Consider the following 16924-nt stretch of genomic DNA (forward strand, 5'->3'; position numbering starts at 1 on the left):
GGTTTAGTCCTCCCCTGCTGTGCGGTAACTCATCAACGTGGCCAGCTCTTCGGTACCCAGCTCGGTGATCCAGCCTTCGCCTTCGCCCACGACAGCGCCGGCGAGTTTCAGCTTGCCGTCCAAGATGTCCTGGATCGATTCCTCCATGGTTCCCCGGGTGATCATCTTGTACACCTGCACGTTCCGGTTCTGCCCGATGCGGTAGGCGCGGTCGGTCGCCTGGTTCTCCACGGCCGGGTTCCACCATCGGTCCATGTGGATCACCATCGACGCCGCGGTGAGGTTCAGGCCGGTGCCGCCGGCACGCAAAGACAGGATCATCGCGCGCGGCCCGTTCGGGTCCTGGAAGCGCTCCACCATCGTGTCGCGCTGCGTCTTGCTCAAGCCCCCGTGGAGGAAGGGGATCTCGTGGCCCAGCCGGTCGCTCAAGTACGGCTGGAGAATGTCGCCGAACGCCTTGTATTGGGTGAACACCAGCACACGCTGATCTGTCTCAATCGCCTGGTCGAGCAACTCCATGAGCATGGCCACTTTGCCGGAGCGGTGCTTGCCCTTGTCCGTCACCGGCGAGCCGTCTGCCTGGTAGTGCGCCGGGTGGTTGCAGATCTGCTTGATCCGCATGATCGTGGACAGCACCAACCCCTTGCGCGCCATGCCGGTGCGGCTTTCCAGCTCCTTCTGCATTGCGTTGACCAGCGCGGTATACAGCGCCGCTTGCTCCGGCGTCATGTCGACGGTGACCACTTGCTCGGTCTTTTCCGGCAAATCCTCGATGATCGCCGGATCCGTCTTCAGTCTGCGCAGCACGAACGGCCCAGTGAGCCGCTGCAGGCGCTCCTGCATACTGTCAGCCAGCGCTTCATCCCGGCGCGACTCGATGACTTTGGAGAAGTGGTTCCGGAAGAACGCCTGCGAACCCAGAATCCCGGGATTGACAAAGTCGAGGATGCTGCGCAGTTCCGCCAGCCGGTTCTCTACCGGCGTACCGGTCAGCGCAATGCGGTGGCGCGCTCCAATCGCCCGCACGCTTTTCGACGCCTGCGTCCCCGTATTCTTAATCGCCTGCGCCTCATCGAGCACAACGTGGTCCCATTCGACTGAGCCGAGCGTCTTGTAGTCTCGCCCGGCAATGCCGTAGGAGGTGATCAGCACGTCGAGCTCACCGATCGCGTCCACGAGCTCCTGTCCTTTGAGGCGGCCAGAGCCGTGGTGAACGCCGACGCGCATGCCTGGCACGAAGCGCTCTGCCTCCCTGGCCCAGTTGCCCACCACAGAGGTCGGAGCCACCACCAGAGTCGGGCCAGTCCTGCGGCCTTGGTCCGCCTCGACGGCGAGCAGGCTGAGCAGTTGGAGGGTTTTGCCGAGGCCCATGTCGTCGGCAAGCACGGCCCCCAGCTTGTTGCGCGACATGAAGTACAGCCAGTCCACGCCACGGCGCTGGTAATCGCGCAGCTCCGCGTGCACGGTGTCCGGAATGGGCTGGCGTTCCGGTGCGGGGCGGTCAGCGCCGCCGACGAGCGCGTGAAGCCAGCCCGGGGCATCAACGTCGCCGGCGATCTCCAGCCCGCCGGCCTCCTGCTCTGCAGCAGACTCGAGGGCGAGCTGGCGCAGTTCGTCGGCAGTAATGAGGCCGTCTTCGACCTCCTTTTCCGTCAAGGACTCAATGTATTTGCGCGACTTGCGCAGGCTCGCCTGGTCCGCCAGCACCCACTGGCCCCGCAGACGGATCAATCCGGATTTGGAGGACACCAGCTGGGACATCTCCTCCGGGGTGAGCTCTGTGTCGCCGAGCGAGAGCTTCCAGTCGTAAGCGACTAGCTGGTCGAAACTGAACCGGCTGACTTCACCCGGCTCTGATTCCGCAGGCTCTGTCACCGAGAGCTTCGCGGTGGTCTCCATCCGCTGCCACGCCCGCGGCAGCATGACCTTGATCCCGCGCCCGCCGAGAATGTAGGCAGTCTGGCCGACCAAGTTCATGATCTCGTCGGTGCTGAGGTAGCTGTCCCAGTCACCGTCTTGAGGCGTGCGCGGGGTCTCCGGGTGGCGCGGGTGCAGCTCTGGGTCGAGCAAAGGCGTCACGTCGACCGCCTTGCGCAGCTGGGTGCGCAGGCTGGCCATGGTGGACATGTCCAACTCATCCAGCCGAATCGGCCGGGGCGCATCTGTGCCGGACCGGACTTGAGCACGCACGGGCCACTGCACGGGGGCAGGCGCGCCGTCTAGTTCCCCGCCCAATCCGTCAACCATCATGGCGGCGTCAAAACACTCCGGGTCCGCCGGTTCCTCAACGATGAACACCAGCTGCACGTTCACCGCAGTGATCGAGCCGTTCCAGTGCGCAATCTGCTTGGACACGCTCGCCCCACCCCGGCGCAGCGGGGAGGACTTCAACAGAGCGTCGGAAAAGTCGTGCCACGGGTAGGCGCGTTGTTCGCCGCGCACATGCTCCAACAAGCCGGAGGCGATCCAGTGCACCAGGTTCGTGGAAACGTCCTCCGCGACGTTCAAGTTGTTCACCGTGATCACGCCTGGGGCGGCGGCGATCATGTTCGCCAGCCAGCCGCGCTCCTCTAACCCGGTGCCCAACTTCCACTCGGGGAACCACATGCCGTCGTCAGGACGCACGCGGATGCTCACCCGCCCGGCGCGGACGAACCGGGTCAGACCGGTGTAGAGACGGATGATCCAGTACAGATCCGGGGCAATCGAGGCGCGCTGGGCCGCCGTCGCGGCCGGCGTCGGCTCATCCAGCATGGCCACCTGGCTCAAAAACCGCACCGTCTCCTCGGGCGAGAACGCAGCCGTGGGCACCTTCAATTGCACCTGCCGGCCCTTCGGTGTTTGCAAAGTGATCGGGTCGCGGCGGCGGAACCGTGAGTCGTCGATAAGCGACTCCACAACCTGGGGGAACGTGCCTTCCGGAACCTGCGAAGGCAAGAGAATCTTGTGCCCCTCCACACGCTCAACCCAGAGGTTGAGCCCTGAGGCGGGAAGCCACAGGCCGTGGAGGAGGAATTTAGGCATAACCTCTTTTCTACCACCCTGGGCGACCAACAGAGCAGGCGCGAAAAGTTCAGGCACTCAGCTGTGTGTTATCCTATTCCAAGCTTTTTATCCGCTGCGAAACTTCATTCAAGGAGCGCACATGACTGAAAGTACGTGGATGATCATCGCTTTGGTGATCTACCTCGGCCTGATGCTCGCCATCGGTTACTACGGTTGGCGCCGCACCACCCAGTATGGCGACTACGTCATCGGCGGCCGCGACCTGCCGCCGTTCGTCGCCGGTATTTCTGCAGGCGCATCCGACATGTCCGGCTGGCTGCTCATGGGTCTGCCCGGTGCCTTGTTCGTCTCCGGCATGAGCGAGCTGTGGATCGTCATCGGCCTCTTTCTCGGTTCGTGGGCCAACTGGCAGTGGGTCGCTCCGCGCCTGCGCGCCTACTCGGAAGTGGCCAACAACTCGATCACCCTGCCGAGCTTCTTTGAAAACCGCACACACGATCAAACTCGCGCCCTGCGCGTCATCGCCGCGGTGATCATCATCTTCTTCTTCACGTTCTACGTCTCCTCCGGCATGGTCGCCGGCGGGCGTTACTTCGAGTCCACCTTCGACGGCGACTACATGACCGGCATGCTCATCGTCGGCGCCATCACGGTGATCTACACCTTCGTCGGCGGATTCTTCGCCGTGTCCTACACCGACGTCGCCCAGGGCCTGGTCATGTTCGCAGCACTGATCATCGTGCCGGTCATGGCCCTATTCGCCATCGACAACCCCGGCGGCATCTTCTCCTACCCGCTGGACAACCCCTACGGCCCGTGGGAAACCGGCAACCCGGACTACTTCAACTTTTTCACCGGTGTCTCCGCGGCCGCCATCATCGGCAACCTAGCGTGGAGTCTGGGTTACATGGGCCAGCCGCACATCATCACCCGCTTCATGGCGCTGCGCAGCCCGCACGAGGCACGATCAGGCCGCAACTCTGGCCTGATCTGGGTGGGCATCTGCTACATCGGCGCCGTTTTCACCGCGATCATCGGCGCATCCTTCTTCGGCCAAACGCAGCACTCCGTCACCGACCGCGAAGGCTTCGAGACGATCTTCCTGGACATGACCCGCGTGCTGTTCCACCCGCTGTTCGCCGGCCTGGTGCTCACCGCTGTCCTCGCCGCGATCATGTCCACCATGTCGTCCCAGCTACTGGTCACCTCCTCCGCCCTTGTCGAAGACCTGTTCCGCGGCTTCACCAAACGCGAACTGCCCCAGCGCACCTTGCTCATCGCCTCCCGCGTCATGGTGGTCATCGTCGCTTTGGTGGCCATTCTCATGGCCGCCAACCCGTCCGAGACCATCCTCGGACTGGTCGGCTTCGCGTGGGCCGGTTTCGGTTCCGCATTCGGCCCGGTCATCATTGCGTCCCTGTTCTGGCGCCGTCTCACCGCGCCGGGTGCCATGGCCGGCATGATCGTCGGTGCGCTGACCGTGTTCATCTGGGGTTCCATTCCGGCCACATCTGGCCTGATCTACGAAATGGTTCCGGGCTTCATCCTGGCCACTCTGGCCATGGTCATTGTCTCCCTGGCCACCAAGCCGGACCCCGCCGCCGAGGCCGAGTTCGACCGCGCAGGCGCCCTCACCGAATACGCCATGGCGCACCCGGAAGTCCCCTTCGACCAGGCGTTGAAGGACACTCAGGTGCGTGGGACTGACAACGCGATGTCCGGCCACGAGCCGCGGTGATGTAGCGGGCCCTGGGTTACAAGGTCGCGCCCCGGCATCCAGGCCCCCAGCCCCCCTGGTCCATGAACCTCTGCCTATGAACTGAGTGGCCTCCCCCGGCCGCTGCCTTTTACTCGGTTCATAGGCAGAGGTTCATGGCGTCTGCGCCTCCCACGGAACCGATCGCCCCCGCCGCGCAGTCCAACAAGGTATGCCTTGGTTCCGCTTCTATCTCACCGTGCTCATCGCCGCCACAGTCGCCGTCGTTCCGTTCCCCACGCCGCGTTCGCTTATCGACGCCCCATCGACCCCCTCCCCTCGCCCCACCATCCTGGGCTACGACCGCGCCGCAGACTTCGGCGACTGGGGTATGCAGCCCACCGGGTGCACCACCCGTGAAGCCGTCATGGCCGATGCGTGGGACGTCGATTCATGCCGCACCCCTTACCGCCAGTGGGCTCCGTCCGATACGGTGCCTTTCACAGACCCCTACACCGGCGCCCCGCTGGACCCGGCCGACGTAGAAGTCGACCACATTTTCCCGCTGCGCGCCGCCTGGGACATGGGTGCGCACGCGTGGCCGGCGGAGAAGCGCGTCGCCTTCGCCAACGACCCGATCAACCTCGTGGTCACATCCTCCAAGGCCAACCAGGCGAAGTCCGACATGCTGCCCAGTGAGTGGGTTCCTGACAACCGCCGCGTGCGTTGCGCCTACGGGGAACGCGTCGCCGCAATTGCCCGCGGCTACGAGCTTCCCCTCCCCCGCGCCGATCTACGTGCTATCCGCCGGCACTGTTCTGGCCTGCAGGGACTCGTGTCAAATGTAGAAATGCCTGTGCATTCCGTAGAGTGAGGTGCCATGACCACATTCCTCATTTTCCTGCACGTTGCCGCCGCGATCATTCTCATCGGTCCGGTCATGGTAGCCACCTCCGCGTTCCCCGGCGCCGCCGCCAAGGCCCAGGCTGGTGGCGAGGAGACCCTTGGACGCGCCTCCATCTACCACCGCATCTCTTCTACCTACGGCATGATCTCCCTGCTGGTTCCGCTGCTCGGCGCTGCCGTGCTGGCCTTCGACTGGGATTCCTACCGCTCTAACTACTGGTTCCACACCGCGATCGTGCTGTCCGTCCTGGCGTGGGGTTTCCTGTTCGGCATGGTGATCCCGCAGCAGCGCAAGATCATGGGTTCCCTCGGCGCCCTCAACCCGGCCGAGGCTGACTCCCGCGACGTCACCCCGGACTTTGAGTCCTCCCGCGTCAAGGCAGCTGCCGGCGCAGGCATCTTCAACCTGCTGTGGTTCATCACCCTGGTCCTGATGTTCCTGCCGACCCCGGCTTAAGGCCCCCAGCCCTCAACAGACCCAACGCAAAACCCAGCTACCAAGAACAAGAGATTCGCTTTTCGACGAATCCTCGCCTCTCAGTAGCTGGGTTTTCTCATGCCCAGGCGCGCAACCTTAGTCGCGCCAGTCGCGCTTGCCCCGGCCACCGCCACGGCCACCGTGGCCGCGGCGCCCCCGGCCGCGGTCGCGGTCGTCGTCACGCTTGCGGTAGCCGCCGCGTCCACCACGGCCGCCCCTGTCACCGCGGCCGCCCCTGTCACCACGGTCGCGCGGCGGGGCGCCGGTGTCGCGCTGAATGTTGATCAGCTGGCCGGAGATGCGGGTGTCGGACAGGCGATCGAGCACGCTCTTATCCATGTTCTTCGGCAGCTCGACGAGGGTGAAGTCGCCGCCGATGGTGATGCGGCCGAAGTCGCGGTTGGTCAGACCGCCCTCATTCGCCAGCGCGCCGACGATGGCACCCGGGCGAACATTCTGACGCTTGCCCACGTCTAGGCGGTAGGTGTCAAAGTTGACGTCGTCGTTGTGGAACCGGCCCTTGCCCCCGCGGTTGCCACGGTCCCGGCCGCGGCCACGATCCCCGCGGTCACGGTCGCGACGATCCTCACGGTCGAAGCGCTCGCGCTCGCGGCGGTCGCGCTTGTCCTTCGGGGGCTCCTTCATCAGGAACTCATCACCCTGCTGCTGTGCGGCAAGCGCGGCGGCGATGTCCTCCATTGGCACGTCGTGGTCGACCGAGTAGCTGCGCACGAGTCCGCGGAAGAGTTCCATTTGGTCGTTTTCGAGGGACTCGGTAATGGAGTCGGCGAACTTGTTCATGCGGGAGACATTGACCTCATCCACAGTGGGCAGGTCCATCTCCTCGATCTTCGCGCCGGTGACCTTCTCAATGGAACGCAGCATGCGGCGCTCACGCGGGGTAACGAACAGCAGCGCTTCACCGGTGCGTCCAGCACGGCCGGTGCGGCCGATGCGGTGGACGTAGCTCTCCGTGTCGTTCGGGATGTCGTAGTTGAGCACGTGGGAGATTCGCTCCACATCCAGGCCGCGCGCGGCGACGTCGGTGGCCACGAGGATGTCCAAGCGCCCGTCGCGAAGCATGTCGACGGTACGCTCGCGCTGTTGCTGAGCGATGTCGCCGTTGATCGCAGCCGCGGAGAACCCGCGTGCTCGCAGCTTCTCGGCGATCTCCTCGGTCTCCTGCTTGGTGCGCACGAAGACGATCATCGCGTCGAACTCAGTCACCTCAAGCACGCGCGTGATCGCGTCGAGCTTGTTGCGGTGCGCGGTGAACAGGTAGCGCTGGGTGATGTTGGTGTTCGTGCGGGTCTTCGCCTTGACTGTGACCTCTTCAGGGTCGTTCAAGTAGTCATGCGAGATGCGGCGGATCGCGTTCGGCATCGTCGCGGAGAACAGCGCGACCTGCTTGTCTTCGGGGGTGTCCTCCAGAATGCGCTCCACGTCTTCCTGGAAGCCCATGTTGAGCATCTCGTCTGCCTCATCTAGCACGAGGAAGCGCAGGTTGGAAATGTCCAGCGACCCCTTCTCCAGGTGGTCGATCACGCGGCCCGGCGTGCCGACGATGATCTGCGCGCCCCTGCGCAGCCCCGACAGCTGAATGCCGTAGGCCTGGCCACCGTAAATCGGCAGCACGGAGATGCCACCGAGGTGGTCCGCGAAGGACTGGAACGAGTCCGACACCTGCAGCGCCAGCTCACGCGTCGGCGCGAGGATGAGGGCCTGCGGATAGCGTGCCGACGTGTCGACCCGCGCCAGAATCGGCAGCGCAAACGCCGCCGTCTTACCGGTACCGGTTTGGGCTAGGCCGACGACGTCGCGGCCGTCCATCAACAGCGGGATCGTTTCAGCCTGGATCTGCGACGGCGATTCGAAGCCGACGCGCTTGATCGCGTCGAGCACAGGTGCGGGGAGCCCAAGGCCGTCGAAGCCGTCGGGCTTGGCCTCGGAAGTCTCGGCGTTCTCGCCGTCCTGGTTCGGCTCGGAGTTTTCAGCAGAGGTCTCGGCCGGAGCCTCAGCCGGAGTTTCGGTGTTCTCTTCAGTCTGGGTGTTGTGGGTGTCAGGCTGCGTATCAGCCTCTGTGCCGGCAACCTCGCCGGCGGTGTCGGCCTGGTCCTCGGCCGCGAAGTCATCTGTATTCATCACTGCCAAAGCCTACGTGAACACGCGATCTATAGCTATTTGCTGCGCTTTTGGCTTGCTTACCGTGTTCGAGCGCACCGGGCGCACAGTCCCCGCCGACTACTTCGCGCGTAGCGTGGTGTCATGACCGACAGGAATAGAAAGCCCATCCCCAAAGTCGCCTACGCCCCCATGCTGGGCCTTGAAACTTATGTCCGGGCACGGGTTGAGAAAGATTTCTCCCACCTTGTCCAACTCCGCGCGTCTGCGCTCAATCAGTGCGTCTACTGCCTGGCCATGCACCGTCGTGACGCACGCAAAGACGGGTGGTCTAAGGCTAAGGTCTCCCAGACTGAAGACTGGACGAACCACCGCGACGTTTTCACTGAGCCGGAACAGGCCGCCCTGGAATTGACCGATGCTGTGACGCAGATCCACGGCGAAGAGTCGGTGCCGGACGAGCTGTGGGACCGCGTTGAGGCGCACCACGGCGAGAAGGGCGCGCGCAATCTCCTCATGGCGATTGTCACTATCAACGCGTGGAACCGGATCGGCATCACCACTCGGTTGGATCCCCGTAGCCTCGCGAACGTGGATGCATTCGATCTCGGCGAGGAATAGGCGAGCAATAGAGGCCTAACTGAAAACCATCCTTGCCCTTCGGCCACTTCAGCTGTCTGCGTTCACTATCTTTAAAGCCATGAGATCACGCATGTGGCGCATAGGCGCCCTCATCACTATCTCCGCCGTGGCACTCACAGGGTGCTCCTCCGATGACACGGACTCAGCACAGGACACTGATCAGGCCACTGTGACTAATACGGCCACGGAGACCGTCGGTGAGGCCACTGCCTCGGATGCTGCCGCCGCTGAGCGCCCTATCCCCGACGTGGTCCGCGAGGCTGTCGGCCCGATGTGCGGTGAGGCCACCCACAACGGAGAGGCATACAACGTGATCGCCATCCAGGGTGGCGAGCGGTGCGAAGAAGCAATGCAGGCAGTCACTGAGTTCACCTCCGAAGACTCCGAGGCTGTTGAGGAGTCCAAGGACATCTGGCAGGTCTCCAACGACTGGCGCTGCGGCCGCGGCACCCGTCTCGAGGGCGAACCCGAGGATGCCAAGGAGTACACCGTGAACTGCTGGGACGCCGAGACCCGCGTGCTGTTGTTGCCCCAGCCGGAGTAATCCCATGACAGCTTCACGACGCATCACCGCACTCCTCATCGCCTCCACCCTCACCCTCGCAGCGTGCAGCCGCGAGGAGCCCATCAAGGAACCACCAATCGTTCAAAGCTCCGAGGGCACGTCGCTTGACGACGCCCCCACCTCACCCTCCGACACCGTCCCAAGCGAGGAAGAACCCTCCACGTCTGACGAGCCTTCCGAGAACGAGACTTCCGCCGACGAGACTTCCGGGAAGGAGACGCAAACCGCTGTTGCCGGCACAGTCTGCGGCCAAGTGATCAATGTGATGGGTCTTAAGAGGAGCGTGGTCGCCATGCAGGACGATCTGAGCTGCGAGGAAGCAATGGAAGTCTTCACCGACTACTTCTCTGACTCGCCGTCCGGTATGCCGCCGCAGGGTTCCGGCGCGTTCTGGACCGCCCCCAACGGATGGGGTTGCAGCGGAAGCGCTTACCTCATCCCGGGTGATGAGGACATTAAGTCCAACCACTACCCCGCCTGCGGCACGGAAGATACGAGGGGCGTCGCGTTCGTCGCCGTCGATCCGGAGCGGGTCAGCGAACTTCCTGTTTAACTAGACGACCAGCTAGCTGCTAGTTCGGCAGCCCTGGTGCAGTGGGCGTCGGTATACGTGCGTTTCACTCCCACGCAAATGAAGATGCCCGCACCGACTGCGGAGCCGATCATCGTCAGCAGTCCGGGAACAAGAAGCGCTATCCCAGCTCTTTGCATGCTGCCCGCCTTTCGTCTGCTTCCAATGTATCTGGCACTGATAGCTATCTGCTTTCCCAGACGTGTGCTATGTCAACCATTACGATGAATCCATGGCCGAATCCAAGCCCGCAATTGAAGTCACCGGTGCCGTGATCATTCGTAACGGCACCGTCTTCGCCGCCCAGCGCGGCCCAGGCAAAGCACTCGCTGGCAAGTGGGAGTTCCCCGGCGGCAAAGTCGAGCCCGGTGAGACCCCCGAAGAATCCCTCGCGCGCGAGCTCAAAGAAGAATTGCTTATCGACGCCACCGTCGGCCCCCACATCACCACCACCAACCACAAGTACGACTTCGGCACCGTCCGCTTATCGACGTTTCATTGCACCCTCACCGGCGACGCCGAACCCACCCTCACAGAGCACACCGACTCCCGTTGGGTCCCCATCGATGAGCTGGCCGACCTGGACTGGGCGCCGGCGGATGTTCCGGCGGTGGATCTGATCATCAAGACCTACGGTTCCGCATGAGCGATTTGGAACGGTTAACCGCAGACACCGAATTCGGATACCTTAACCACCGCAGAGAATCCGATCGTGTTGAAAACCCAGTTCTGGTGGCCAACGAGCCAGACAACTCGATGCTTGCCGCTTTGCGTTCTGAACTGTTGACCGCTTCGAGCTTCATCTTCTCCGTTGCTTTCGTCAGCAGCGGCGGACTCGGCGCTATCAAGCAATCACTCGTTGACTTCGCTGGTCGAGGTACGATCATCGTGTCCGACTACTTGGACTTCAATGATCCCGATGCACTTCGAGAGCTGCTTGCACTCCCCAACATCGAAGCACGGATCATTTCTGGAGTTCCGCACCATGCCAAGGGATACGTTTTCCGCCACGGAGACCACGCAACTGCCATCGTCGGGAGCTCGAACCTAACCCGCAACGCGCTCATGAGCACCCGTGAGTGGAATTTGAAATTTTCTACTCACCGCGACGGCGACATTGCTGATCAATTGGAACGAGCGCTCGACCACCACGTGAGGATTTCGGGCCTTCTCACAGAGGAATGGATCCAGTCCTACGAACAGAGGCGGCAACAGCGCGTCATCGTTACGGATGCGACGGATCAGCCCCATTCGGTAAGCGCTGGCGGCGTCGAGATTCTGCCGAGCAAGATGCAGACCGAAGCCTTGGAGCGTCTCCAAACGGTTATCGATTCGGGTGAAACTCGTGCCTTAATCATCTCTGCAACAGGAACCGGCAAGACAATTCTTGCCGCGCTTGCTGCTCAGCGGTTTGACCCGAAGCGTGTTCTCTTCGTCGCTCATACCGAGCAGATTCTTCGTAATGCCGCCCGTGAGTTTAAGAAAGTGTTCCGCTGCTCAGAAGAAGATATCGGCTTCTTCGTTGGACGACAGCGGCAGCTAGACAAGCGGTTCGTTTTTGCCACCGTGCAATCACTCTCACGGCTTGAGCACCTGACTGACATTTCCCCCAAACTCTTCGAATACATGATCATCGATGAGGTGCACCGCTCCGGCGCCGAATCCTACAAGCGAATCATCGAGCATTTCCGTCCAGATTTTCTGCTCGGACTAACAGCTACACCGGAACGAACTGACGGTTTCAACGTTTTCGAGCTCTTTCATCACAATGTCCCCTTCGAGATCAGGCTCGGAGACGCTCTCGAATCGCGAATGCTGGTCCCCTTCGACTACTACGGAGTCTCGGACTACGAATCAATGTCCGGGTACACGATCACGGATGACTCAACAGCGGATGAGCGTGTTTCTAAAGAACGCGTTGACCACGTAGTTGAGACTTTGCAGAATTACTGCTTCCCGAGCGGAACAAAAGGCTTGATCTTCTGTAGCTCGAATAAAGAAGCTCGTTTGCTTTCGCAAGCGCTAAATGAACACGAACTGTATGGCCGTCCGCTCCGAACGGTTGCTCTTAGCGGAGCGAACACAATCGATGAGCGAGAACAAGCCGTATTCGATCTTCAGAACGACCAGATCGACTTCATCATCACTGTGGACATCTTCAACGAAGGTATCGACATTCCCGATGTTAACGTTGTGGTTCTTCTCCGCAGCACGCAATCGTCCATCATCTTCACACAGCAGCTAGGCCGGGGTTTGCGAAAAGCTGAAAACAAAGAGACCCTGCGCGTCATCGATGTCATCGGAAACTATGCGAACAATTATCTGATCCCGATTGCACTGTCAGGCGACCGTTCAAGCAGCAAAGATCCCGTGCGAGAAGTCATCCGCAGAACCCGACGGCACCCCATCTCAGGTTCTTCAACTATTAGCTTCGATGAAGTCAGTACTCAGCGAGTACTCGAGTCTCTCCAGAAGGTGACCCTCCTAGACAAACGCAAGTGCAAGGAAGCGATCCAAAACCTCAAGCACCGCCTGGGAAAAGTACCCAGGCTCGTAGATTTCGAAACGCACGAGTCTATTGCCCCTTATGTTCTGGCGAGCAAATACCGCAACTACTGGTCTTTACTGCACTCCCTTCGGTTCGTCGATGAGGGTCCCTCGACCACCGAGGATGCCTTCTTGACCTTTCTCTCGAACGAACTACTCAACGGGAAGCGGCCTCAAGAACTGCTTCTCTTGCGCGCACTATGTCGGGAGGGATCCGTCGATGTTGCGGAGTTCGCGCTGCAACTCCGCAGTCGCGGTCTCAATCACAGTGATGCCTGCTTGGAAGCTATCGAGAAAATCCTCAACCTTGAGTGGTTCGCCGATCGGCAACGAGCAACCTACGGTGGCCTTCCCGTCGCACTTCGACTCGGTGATCAATTTGTACTCGGGGAAGATTTCTCGCAACTCTACTCCTCGTACGCGTCAACACCGGAACCGTCGCCCATCAGTTTCCGTGATCACGTAGACGACATAGTCGAAACGGGATTGTTTCTGAATCGGAAGCACTACCGAAGCGGAGATGATTTCATTCATGCCAAACGATACTCACGCAAAGACGCATGTCGCCTCTTGAATTGGTCCAAGAATCAGGAATCCACCGTCTACGGGTACAAAACCGATGCCGAGACCATGACCTGCCCGATATTTGTCACCTATCACAAAGACGCGAACATTTCGGCCAGCGTCAGGTACGAGGACACATTGATCGATAGATCTACTCTTCACTGGTTTACACGGCATAAGCGCACGTTGAAGAGCAGAGAACTACAGCCCATCCTGAATGGCGACGCTGATCTCCACCTCTTTGCTAAGCGAGAAGATGCGGATGGCACCGATTTCTATTACTTGGGTCAAGTAGATGCGATGAATCCCGCGCAAACCACAATGATTGGCAACGATAAACAGAAGTTGGATGTGGTCACCTCGGACTTAAAGCTCCGTGTGCCCATTCCCGCGGACCTGTTCGACAGCCTTATCGCTCGTAAGACCGTGGCAGCACCCAACTAATCCGGTATTTCATGGAAATCTCTTCTGCCACGACATACTTTTAAATCTGGTCATATTTATTTCCGGTGGGAGGTTTTCATGTCGGCGATCAAAACGCTCAGCTTCTTCAATAACAAAGGCGGAGTCGGGAAAACGACGTTGTCCACCAATGTCGCCTACAACTTTGCCATGCGTGGGAAGCGTGTTTTGTACGTCGACTGCGACCCCCAGTGCAATGCCACCCAGTTGATGCTTTCAGAGCAGCAGACTCAAGAGATCTACGATGGCCACGATGATCCGGAAACGGCGCGCCGGGAGTCCCTTCTGAAAACGGTGTACGGGCTTTTCATTCCTTTGCGTGAAGGCGAACCGGAGATTGAGACCGATGTTCCTGTGTACCGCTCGGAACGATTCAAGGTCGATGTCATGGCTGGACACCCGCAGCTCTCGCAAATCGAGGACGTTATGTCTGCCGCCTGGCAAACGGCTCTAGGCAAAGAGACAGCCGCTTTCCGACGTGTCCACTGGGCCGGTCAGCTCGTCACGCACATGGAGGACGAAGACCGATACGACTACATATTCTTCGACGTCGGACCAAGTCTCGGCCCATTTAACAGAACCGTTCTACTCGGTTGCGATGCCTTCGTGACCCCGACGGCGACCGATCTGTTTAGCTACCACGCATTCGGCAATCTAGCGCGCTGGTTCGACGAATGGGTTGCCGAATACTCCGAGATGTCCGAAGCCAACATTGCGACATGGAAGTCCTTCTCAGTGAGCTTCGAAAAGAAGTCCCGCAATCTGCGGCTTGGTGGGCAGCACAACCACAACCTGAAGTATCTCGGGTACACGACCCTCGAATACGTCAAGAAGAAGGCAAATGGGAAAGAGCAACTCGTCGGTGCTTTCGAGCGCTTCCGCGATAAGTTCGCCGATGAAGCTAAACTCATCGCGTCGACTTTGGGCCAAAACGGAAACAACTACCTGATCGGCCACGTACCCCACATGCACTCCATGCCTGCCACGGCTCAGGACGGGCACGCCCCCATCGCTGAACTCGCATACCTAGACGGCATCAAGGGTACTCAGGGCAATCAACGGGACAGTTACTCGGAAAAGATTGAGAGCATCTCGGACACCGTCTACGAACGTCTCAACCCTTAGTCCTCCGCCCGGAGGTGCCTCAGCCGATCCAGTTCCGCGTCGCCGTTGGCGATGCGTGAGTGGATGCGGCAGGAAGCGTCGAAAAGCGCCCATGCTGCGTCGATGTCCGCGTTGCTGATGATGCGGGCGTTGGGCTCGCGCTCCCAGATGCGTTTCACGTCGGCTACGGCGGTGCCGCGGAAGAGCTCGGAGTCGGGGTCGAGGTCGATTGTGGCGAGTTCGCCCGAGCTGGAGACCTGGCCGAGCGCGACCATGACGGTGAGCAGGTCGTGGATTTGGGCTTGGTAGCCCTCCCCTACGTCCTCGTGGAATTCGAAGTAGAACCGCGTGATCGGCTCGAGATGCTCCGCGAGTGGTGAGCCGCTGAGCGCAGACACCAGGTCGTCCAAGCGAGAGGGCGTAAGCAGCATCTGCTCGGTGACGTTGAGCGGGCAGACGGTGATGGGCACGGGCGCGGAATCGAAAACCTCCTTGGCCGCGTGCGGGTCCACCCAGAAGTTCCATTCGGCGGTGAGCGTGGTGTTGCCCGGGTAGTTGAATGCGCCGCCCATGACGGTGATGTGCTTGAGCTTTTTGTAGTGCTCCGGGTGGAGGCGTGCGAAGGCGGCGAGATTCGTCATCGGCCCGCTGACGATGAGATGGAGGTCGTCGGTGCCGCGCTCGATCGCATCTATCCAGAGCATGTCCCAGTCGCTCTCGATGTGACGCTCAGGGGCAGTCGCATAACCCAGGCCAGTGTCGCCGTGGGTGTCAGGCGTGGTGGTCAACTCCCAACCAAGCGGCTCCGGGATGCCCGCGGCCAGTGGAGTCCACGGGACATTGCACAGGGAGAGGATCCAAGCGGCGTTGCGGGCGCACTGGTCGGCCTCGACATTGCCGGCCGTAGTGGTCACGCACTCCAACTCCAGCTCACTAGTGTGCGCGGCGGCGGTGAGGTGAATCAGCGCGTAGGTGTCATCAATACCCGGGTCGCAGTCGAGAATGATTCTCATTGGTCAGCCTTCTCCGGATGCGTTTCCTTGCCGACGACCGCCCAGACGACCTGTGCCAGTACTGCGATGGCACCGCAGATTCCGAACGCTGCCGGGAATCCGAACTCGCCGGCCGCCGCGCCGATCAGAATCGGCCCGATCACCTGGCCGGCATCCATGCACATCTGGAAGACAGACATAGTCTTGCCGCCGGAGCGGTCGTTACCGATGATGTCCGCCAGGCTCGCCTGCTGGCTGGGCACGAGCAGTCCCCCGCCCACACCAGCGATGACAGAGATCGCGATGAGCGGCCAGAAGCTCGTCGCAAAACCCATGACGGCTGTCGACAAGGCGGTGACAGCAAGGCCGGTAAGGATGAGGGGTTTGCGGCCGATGTCGTCGGCAAGCTTGCCCGAGAACTGCAACGTGACGGCGTTGCCCAGCGCGAACGCCGCAAGCGCGAGACCGGCCTCCGCCGCACCATGCGGGAAAACCGAGGCAGCGAACAGCGGCAGGACCGCCACGCGCACGCCCATGTTCACCCAGCCGTTGGCAAAGGCGGAGGCGAGCAACGCGCGGTAACTGGGGTGGACGAATGCCTCATCCAGGCGCATCGGCGGACGCGCGGCGAGGTCCACGTCCCGATCATGCTTGGGCAAACGCACCCAGACGACAACCGCCGCGGCTGCAACGGCAGCACCGTAAATGACGAATGGCCAGCGCATACCCAGAAACGACAAGCCTGCACCAACAACCGGGCCGATGATGTTGCCCAGCAGGAACGCCGTGGCATAGGTCGAGCTCGCCCGCCCACGAATTCGCGGCGGCGCCACTTTCACGATGAGCGCCTGCGCCGAGATTGTAAACATCGTCGAGCCCAGCCCCGCAAGGAACCGCAGCACCAACATGTGCCAATACTCCTGAGCCACTGCCACAAGTGCGGTGGTCACGGCCACAATCAGGAGACCTGTGATGTACACCTTGCGCGAGCCAAGCTTATCGACGAGCCATCCCGCCCCCGGCGCCCCCACCAACCGGGCGCCAGAGAATACCGAAACGACCGCAGCCGCAGCCGCCATCGAGACGCCGAAGCTCACCGCGAACTGCGGGATGATCGGCGCAATGAGCCCATACCCGAGCGCGATGAGGAAAGCTGCGGCGACAAGAACCCAAATCTCCTGGGGGATCTTGGGGAGCGCGGCATCGCGGGAGGCATCGGCTCCTGGGCGCACAGAATGTTCAGAATCGTTCGGGGTGCTCATGGCGTGTT

13 protein-coding genes are annotated in these 16924 nt (G+C 61.2%); 9 read left to right on the top strand and 4 right to left on the bottom strand.

Features of this window, described 5'->3' with window-relative positions; all coding sequences use genetic code 11:
* Positions 1-3 precede the first annotated feature (3 nt).
* On the bottom strand, positions 4-3024 hold the full coding sequence (locus tag KBX19_RS00115; protein WP_255996993.1) for a DEAD/DEAH box helicase: 3021 nt from the start codon (positions 3022-3024) through the stop codon (positions 4-6).
* A 121-nt stretch (positions 3025-3145) separates the two neighbouring features.
* Between KBX19_RS00115 and putP the strand changes: the two genes are divergently transcribed.
* From putP to KBX19_RS00130, 3 genes are all read left to right on the top strand, one after another.
* On the top strand, positions 3146-4744 hold the full coding sequence (gene putP / locus KBX19_RS00120) for a sodium/proline symporter PutP (protein WP_255996994.1): 1599 nt from the start codon (positions 3146-3148) through the stop codon (positions 4742-4744).
* Positions 4745-4934: 190 nt separating this feature from the next.
* Complete coding sequence (locus KBX19_RS00125) at positions 4935-5576, top strand: DUF1524 domain-containing protein (RefSeq protein ID WP_255996995.1); 642 nt, start codon at positions 4935-4937, stop codon at positions 5574-5576.
* Positions 5577-5582: 6 nt separating this feature from the next.
* Entirely contained in the window at positions 5583-6065 is a 483-nt protein-coding gene (locus KBX19_RS00130) for a DUF2269 domain-containing protein (RefSeq protein WP_255996996.1), read from the top strand.
* Positions 6066-6182: 117 nt separating this feature from the next.
* Here KBX19_RS00130 and KBX19_RS00135 read toward each other — a convergent pair whose 3' ends face one another.
* Positions 6183-8228, bottom strand: coding sequence for a DEAD/DEAH box helicase (locus tag KBX19_RS00135; RefSeq protein WP_255997145.1), 2046 nt, complete (start codon positions 8226-8228; stop codon positions 6183-6185).
* Positions 8229-8351: 123 nt separating this feature from the next.
* Between KBX19_RS00135 and KBX19_RS00140 the strand changes: the two genes are divergently transcribed.
* The 6 genes from KBX19_RS00140 (at position 8352) to KBX19_RS00165 (ending at position 14683) form a co-directional block, all read left to right on the top strand.
* On the top strand, positions 8352-8828 hold the full coding sequence (locus KBX19_RS00140; RefSeq protein WP_255996997.1) for a carboxymuconolactone decarboxylase family protein: 477 nt from the start codon (positions 8352-8354) through the stop codon (positions 8826-8828).
* A 79-nt stretch (positions 8829-8907) separates the two neighbouring features.
* A complete protein-coding gene (locus KBX19_RS00145) occupies positions 8908-9393 on the top strand; it encodes a hypothetical protein (protein ID WP_255996998.1) in 486 nt (161 codons plus the stop codon).
* A gap of 4 nt (positions 9394-9397) precedes the next feature.
* The gene (locus KBX19_RS00150; RefSeq protein WP_255996999.1) at positions 9398-9967 is read left to right on the top strand and encodes a hypothetical protein; all 570 of its coding nucleotides are present in this window, start codon (positions 9398-9400) and stop codon (positions 9965-9967) included.
* A 250-nt stretch (positions 9968-10217) separates the two neighbouring features.
* Positions 10218-10631: a (deoxy)nucleoside triphosphate pyrophosphohydrolase gene (locus KBX19_RS00155; RefSeq protein ID WP_255997000.1), complete on the top strand. Its 414-nt coding sequence runs from the start codon at positions 10218-10220 to the stop codon at positions 10629-10631.
* On the top strand, positions 10628-13540 hold the full coding sequence (locus KBX19_RS00160) for a DEAD/DEAH box helicase (RefSeq protein WP_255997001.1): 2913 nt from the start codon (positions 10628-10630) through the stop codon (positions 13538-13540). The genes KBX19_RS00155 and KBX19_RS00160 overlap by 4 nt, the downstream gene beginning before the upstream one ends.
* An 87-nt stretch (positions 13541-13627) precedes the next feature.
* Positions 13628-14683, top strand: coding sequence for a ParA family protein (locus KBX19_RS00165; RefSeq protein ID WP_370686984.1), 1056 nt, complete (start codon positions 13628-13630; stop codon positions 14681-14683).
* Here the strand turns inward: KBX19_RS00165 and KBX19_RS00170 are convergent.
* Both KBX19_RS00170 and KBX19_RS00175 read right to left on the bottom strand, forming a co-directional pair.
* Positions 14680-15675 (bottom strand): nucleoside hydrolase, encoded by a 996-nt coding sequence (locus KBX19_RS00170; RefSeq protein ID WP_255997003.1) that lies wholly within the window; start codon positions 15673-15675, stop codon positions 14680-14682. The genes KBX19_RS00165 and KBX19_RS00170 overlap by 4 nt on opposite strands.
* Positions 15672-16916 (bottom strand): MFS transporter, encoded by a 1245-nt coding sequence (locus KBX19_RS00175; RefSeq protein WP_255997004.1) that lies wholly within the window; start codon positions 16914-16916, stop codon positions 15672-15674. Before KBX19_RS00175 ends, KBX19_RS00170 begins: the two co-directional genes overlap by 4 nt.
* Positions 16917-16924: the final 8 nt, after the last annotated feature.

This window comes from Corynebacterium sp. CCUG 71335 (genome assembly GCF_024454075.1).
In the GTDB taxonomy this organism is placed as follows: domain Bacteria; phylum Actinomycetota; class Actinomycetes; order Mycobacteriales; family Mycobacteriaceae; genus Corynebacterium; species Corynebacterium genitalium.

Coding starts and splice junctions, on each gene's coding strand:
- KBX19_RS00115 (WP_255996993.1), bottom strand. CDS start 3,024: ATGCCTAAATTCCTCCTCCACGGCCTGTGGCTTCCCGCCTCAGGGCTC.
- putP (WP_255996994.1), top strand. CDS start 3,146: ATGACTGAAAGTACGTGGATGATCATCGCTTTGGTGATCTACCTCGGC.
- KBX19_RS00125 (WP_255996995.1), top strand. CDS start 4,935: ATGCCTTGGTTCCGCTTCTATCTCACCGTGCTCATCGCCGCCACAGTC.
- KBX19_RS00130 (WP_255996996.1), top strand. CDS start 5,583: ATGACCACATTCCTCATTTTCCTGCACGTTGCCGCCGCGATCATTCTC.
- KBX19_RS00135 (WP_255997145.1), bottom strand. CDS start 8,228: ATGAATACAGATGACTTCGCGGCCGAGGACCAGGCCGACACCGCCGGC.
- KBX19_RS00140 (WP_255996997.1), top strand. CDS start 8,352: ATGACCGACAGGAATAGAAAGCCCATCCCCAAAGTCGCCTACGCCCCC.
- KBX19_RS00145 (WP_255996998.1), top strand. CDS start 8,908: ATGAGATCACGCATGTGGCGCATAGGCGCCCTCATCACTATCTCCGCC.
- KBX19_RS00150 (WP_255996999.1), top strand. CDS start 9,398: ATGACAGCTTCACGACGCATCACCGCACTCCTCATCGCCTCCACCCTC.
- KBX19_RS00155 (WP_255997000.1), top strand. CDS start 10,218: ATGGCCGAATCCAAGCCCGCAATTGAAGTCACCGGTGCCGTGATCATT.
- KBX19_RS00160 (WP_255997001.1), top strand. CDS start 10,628: ATGAGCGATTTGGAACGGTTAACCGCAGACACCGAATTCGGATACCTT.
- KBX19_RS00170 (WP_255997003.1), bottom strand. CDS start 15,675: ATGAGAATCATTCTCGACTGCGACCCGGGTATTGATGACACCTACGCG.
- KBX19_RS00175 (WP_255997004.1), bottom strand. CDS start 16,916: ATGAGCACCCCGAACGATTCTGAACATTCTGTGCGCCCAGGAGCCGAT.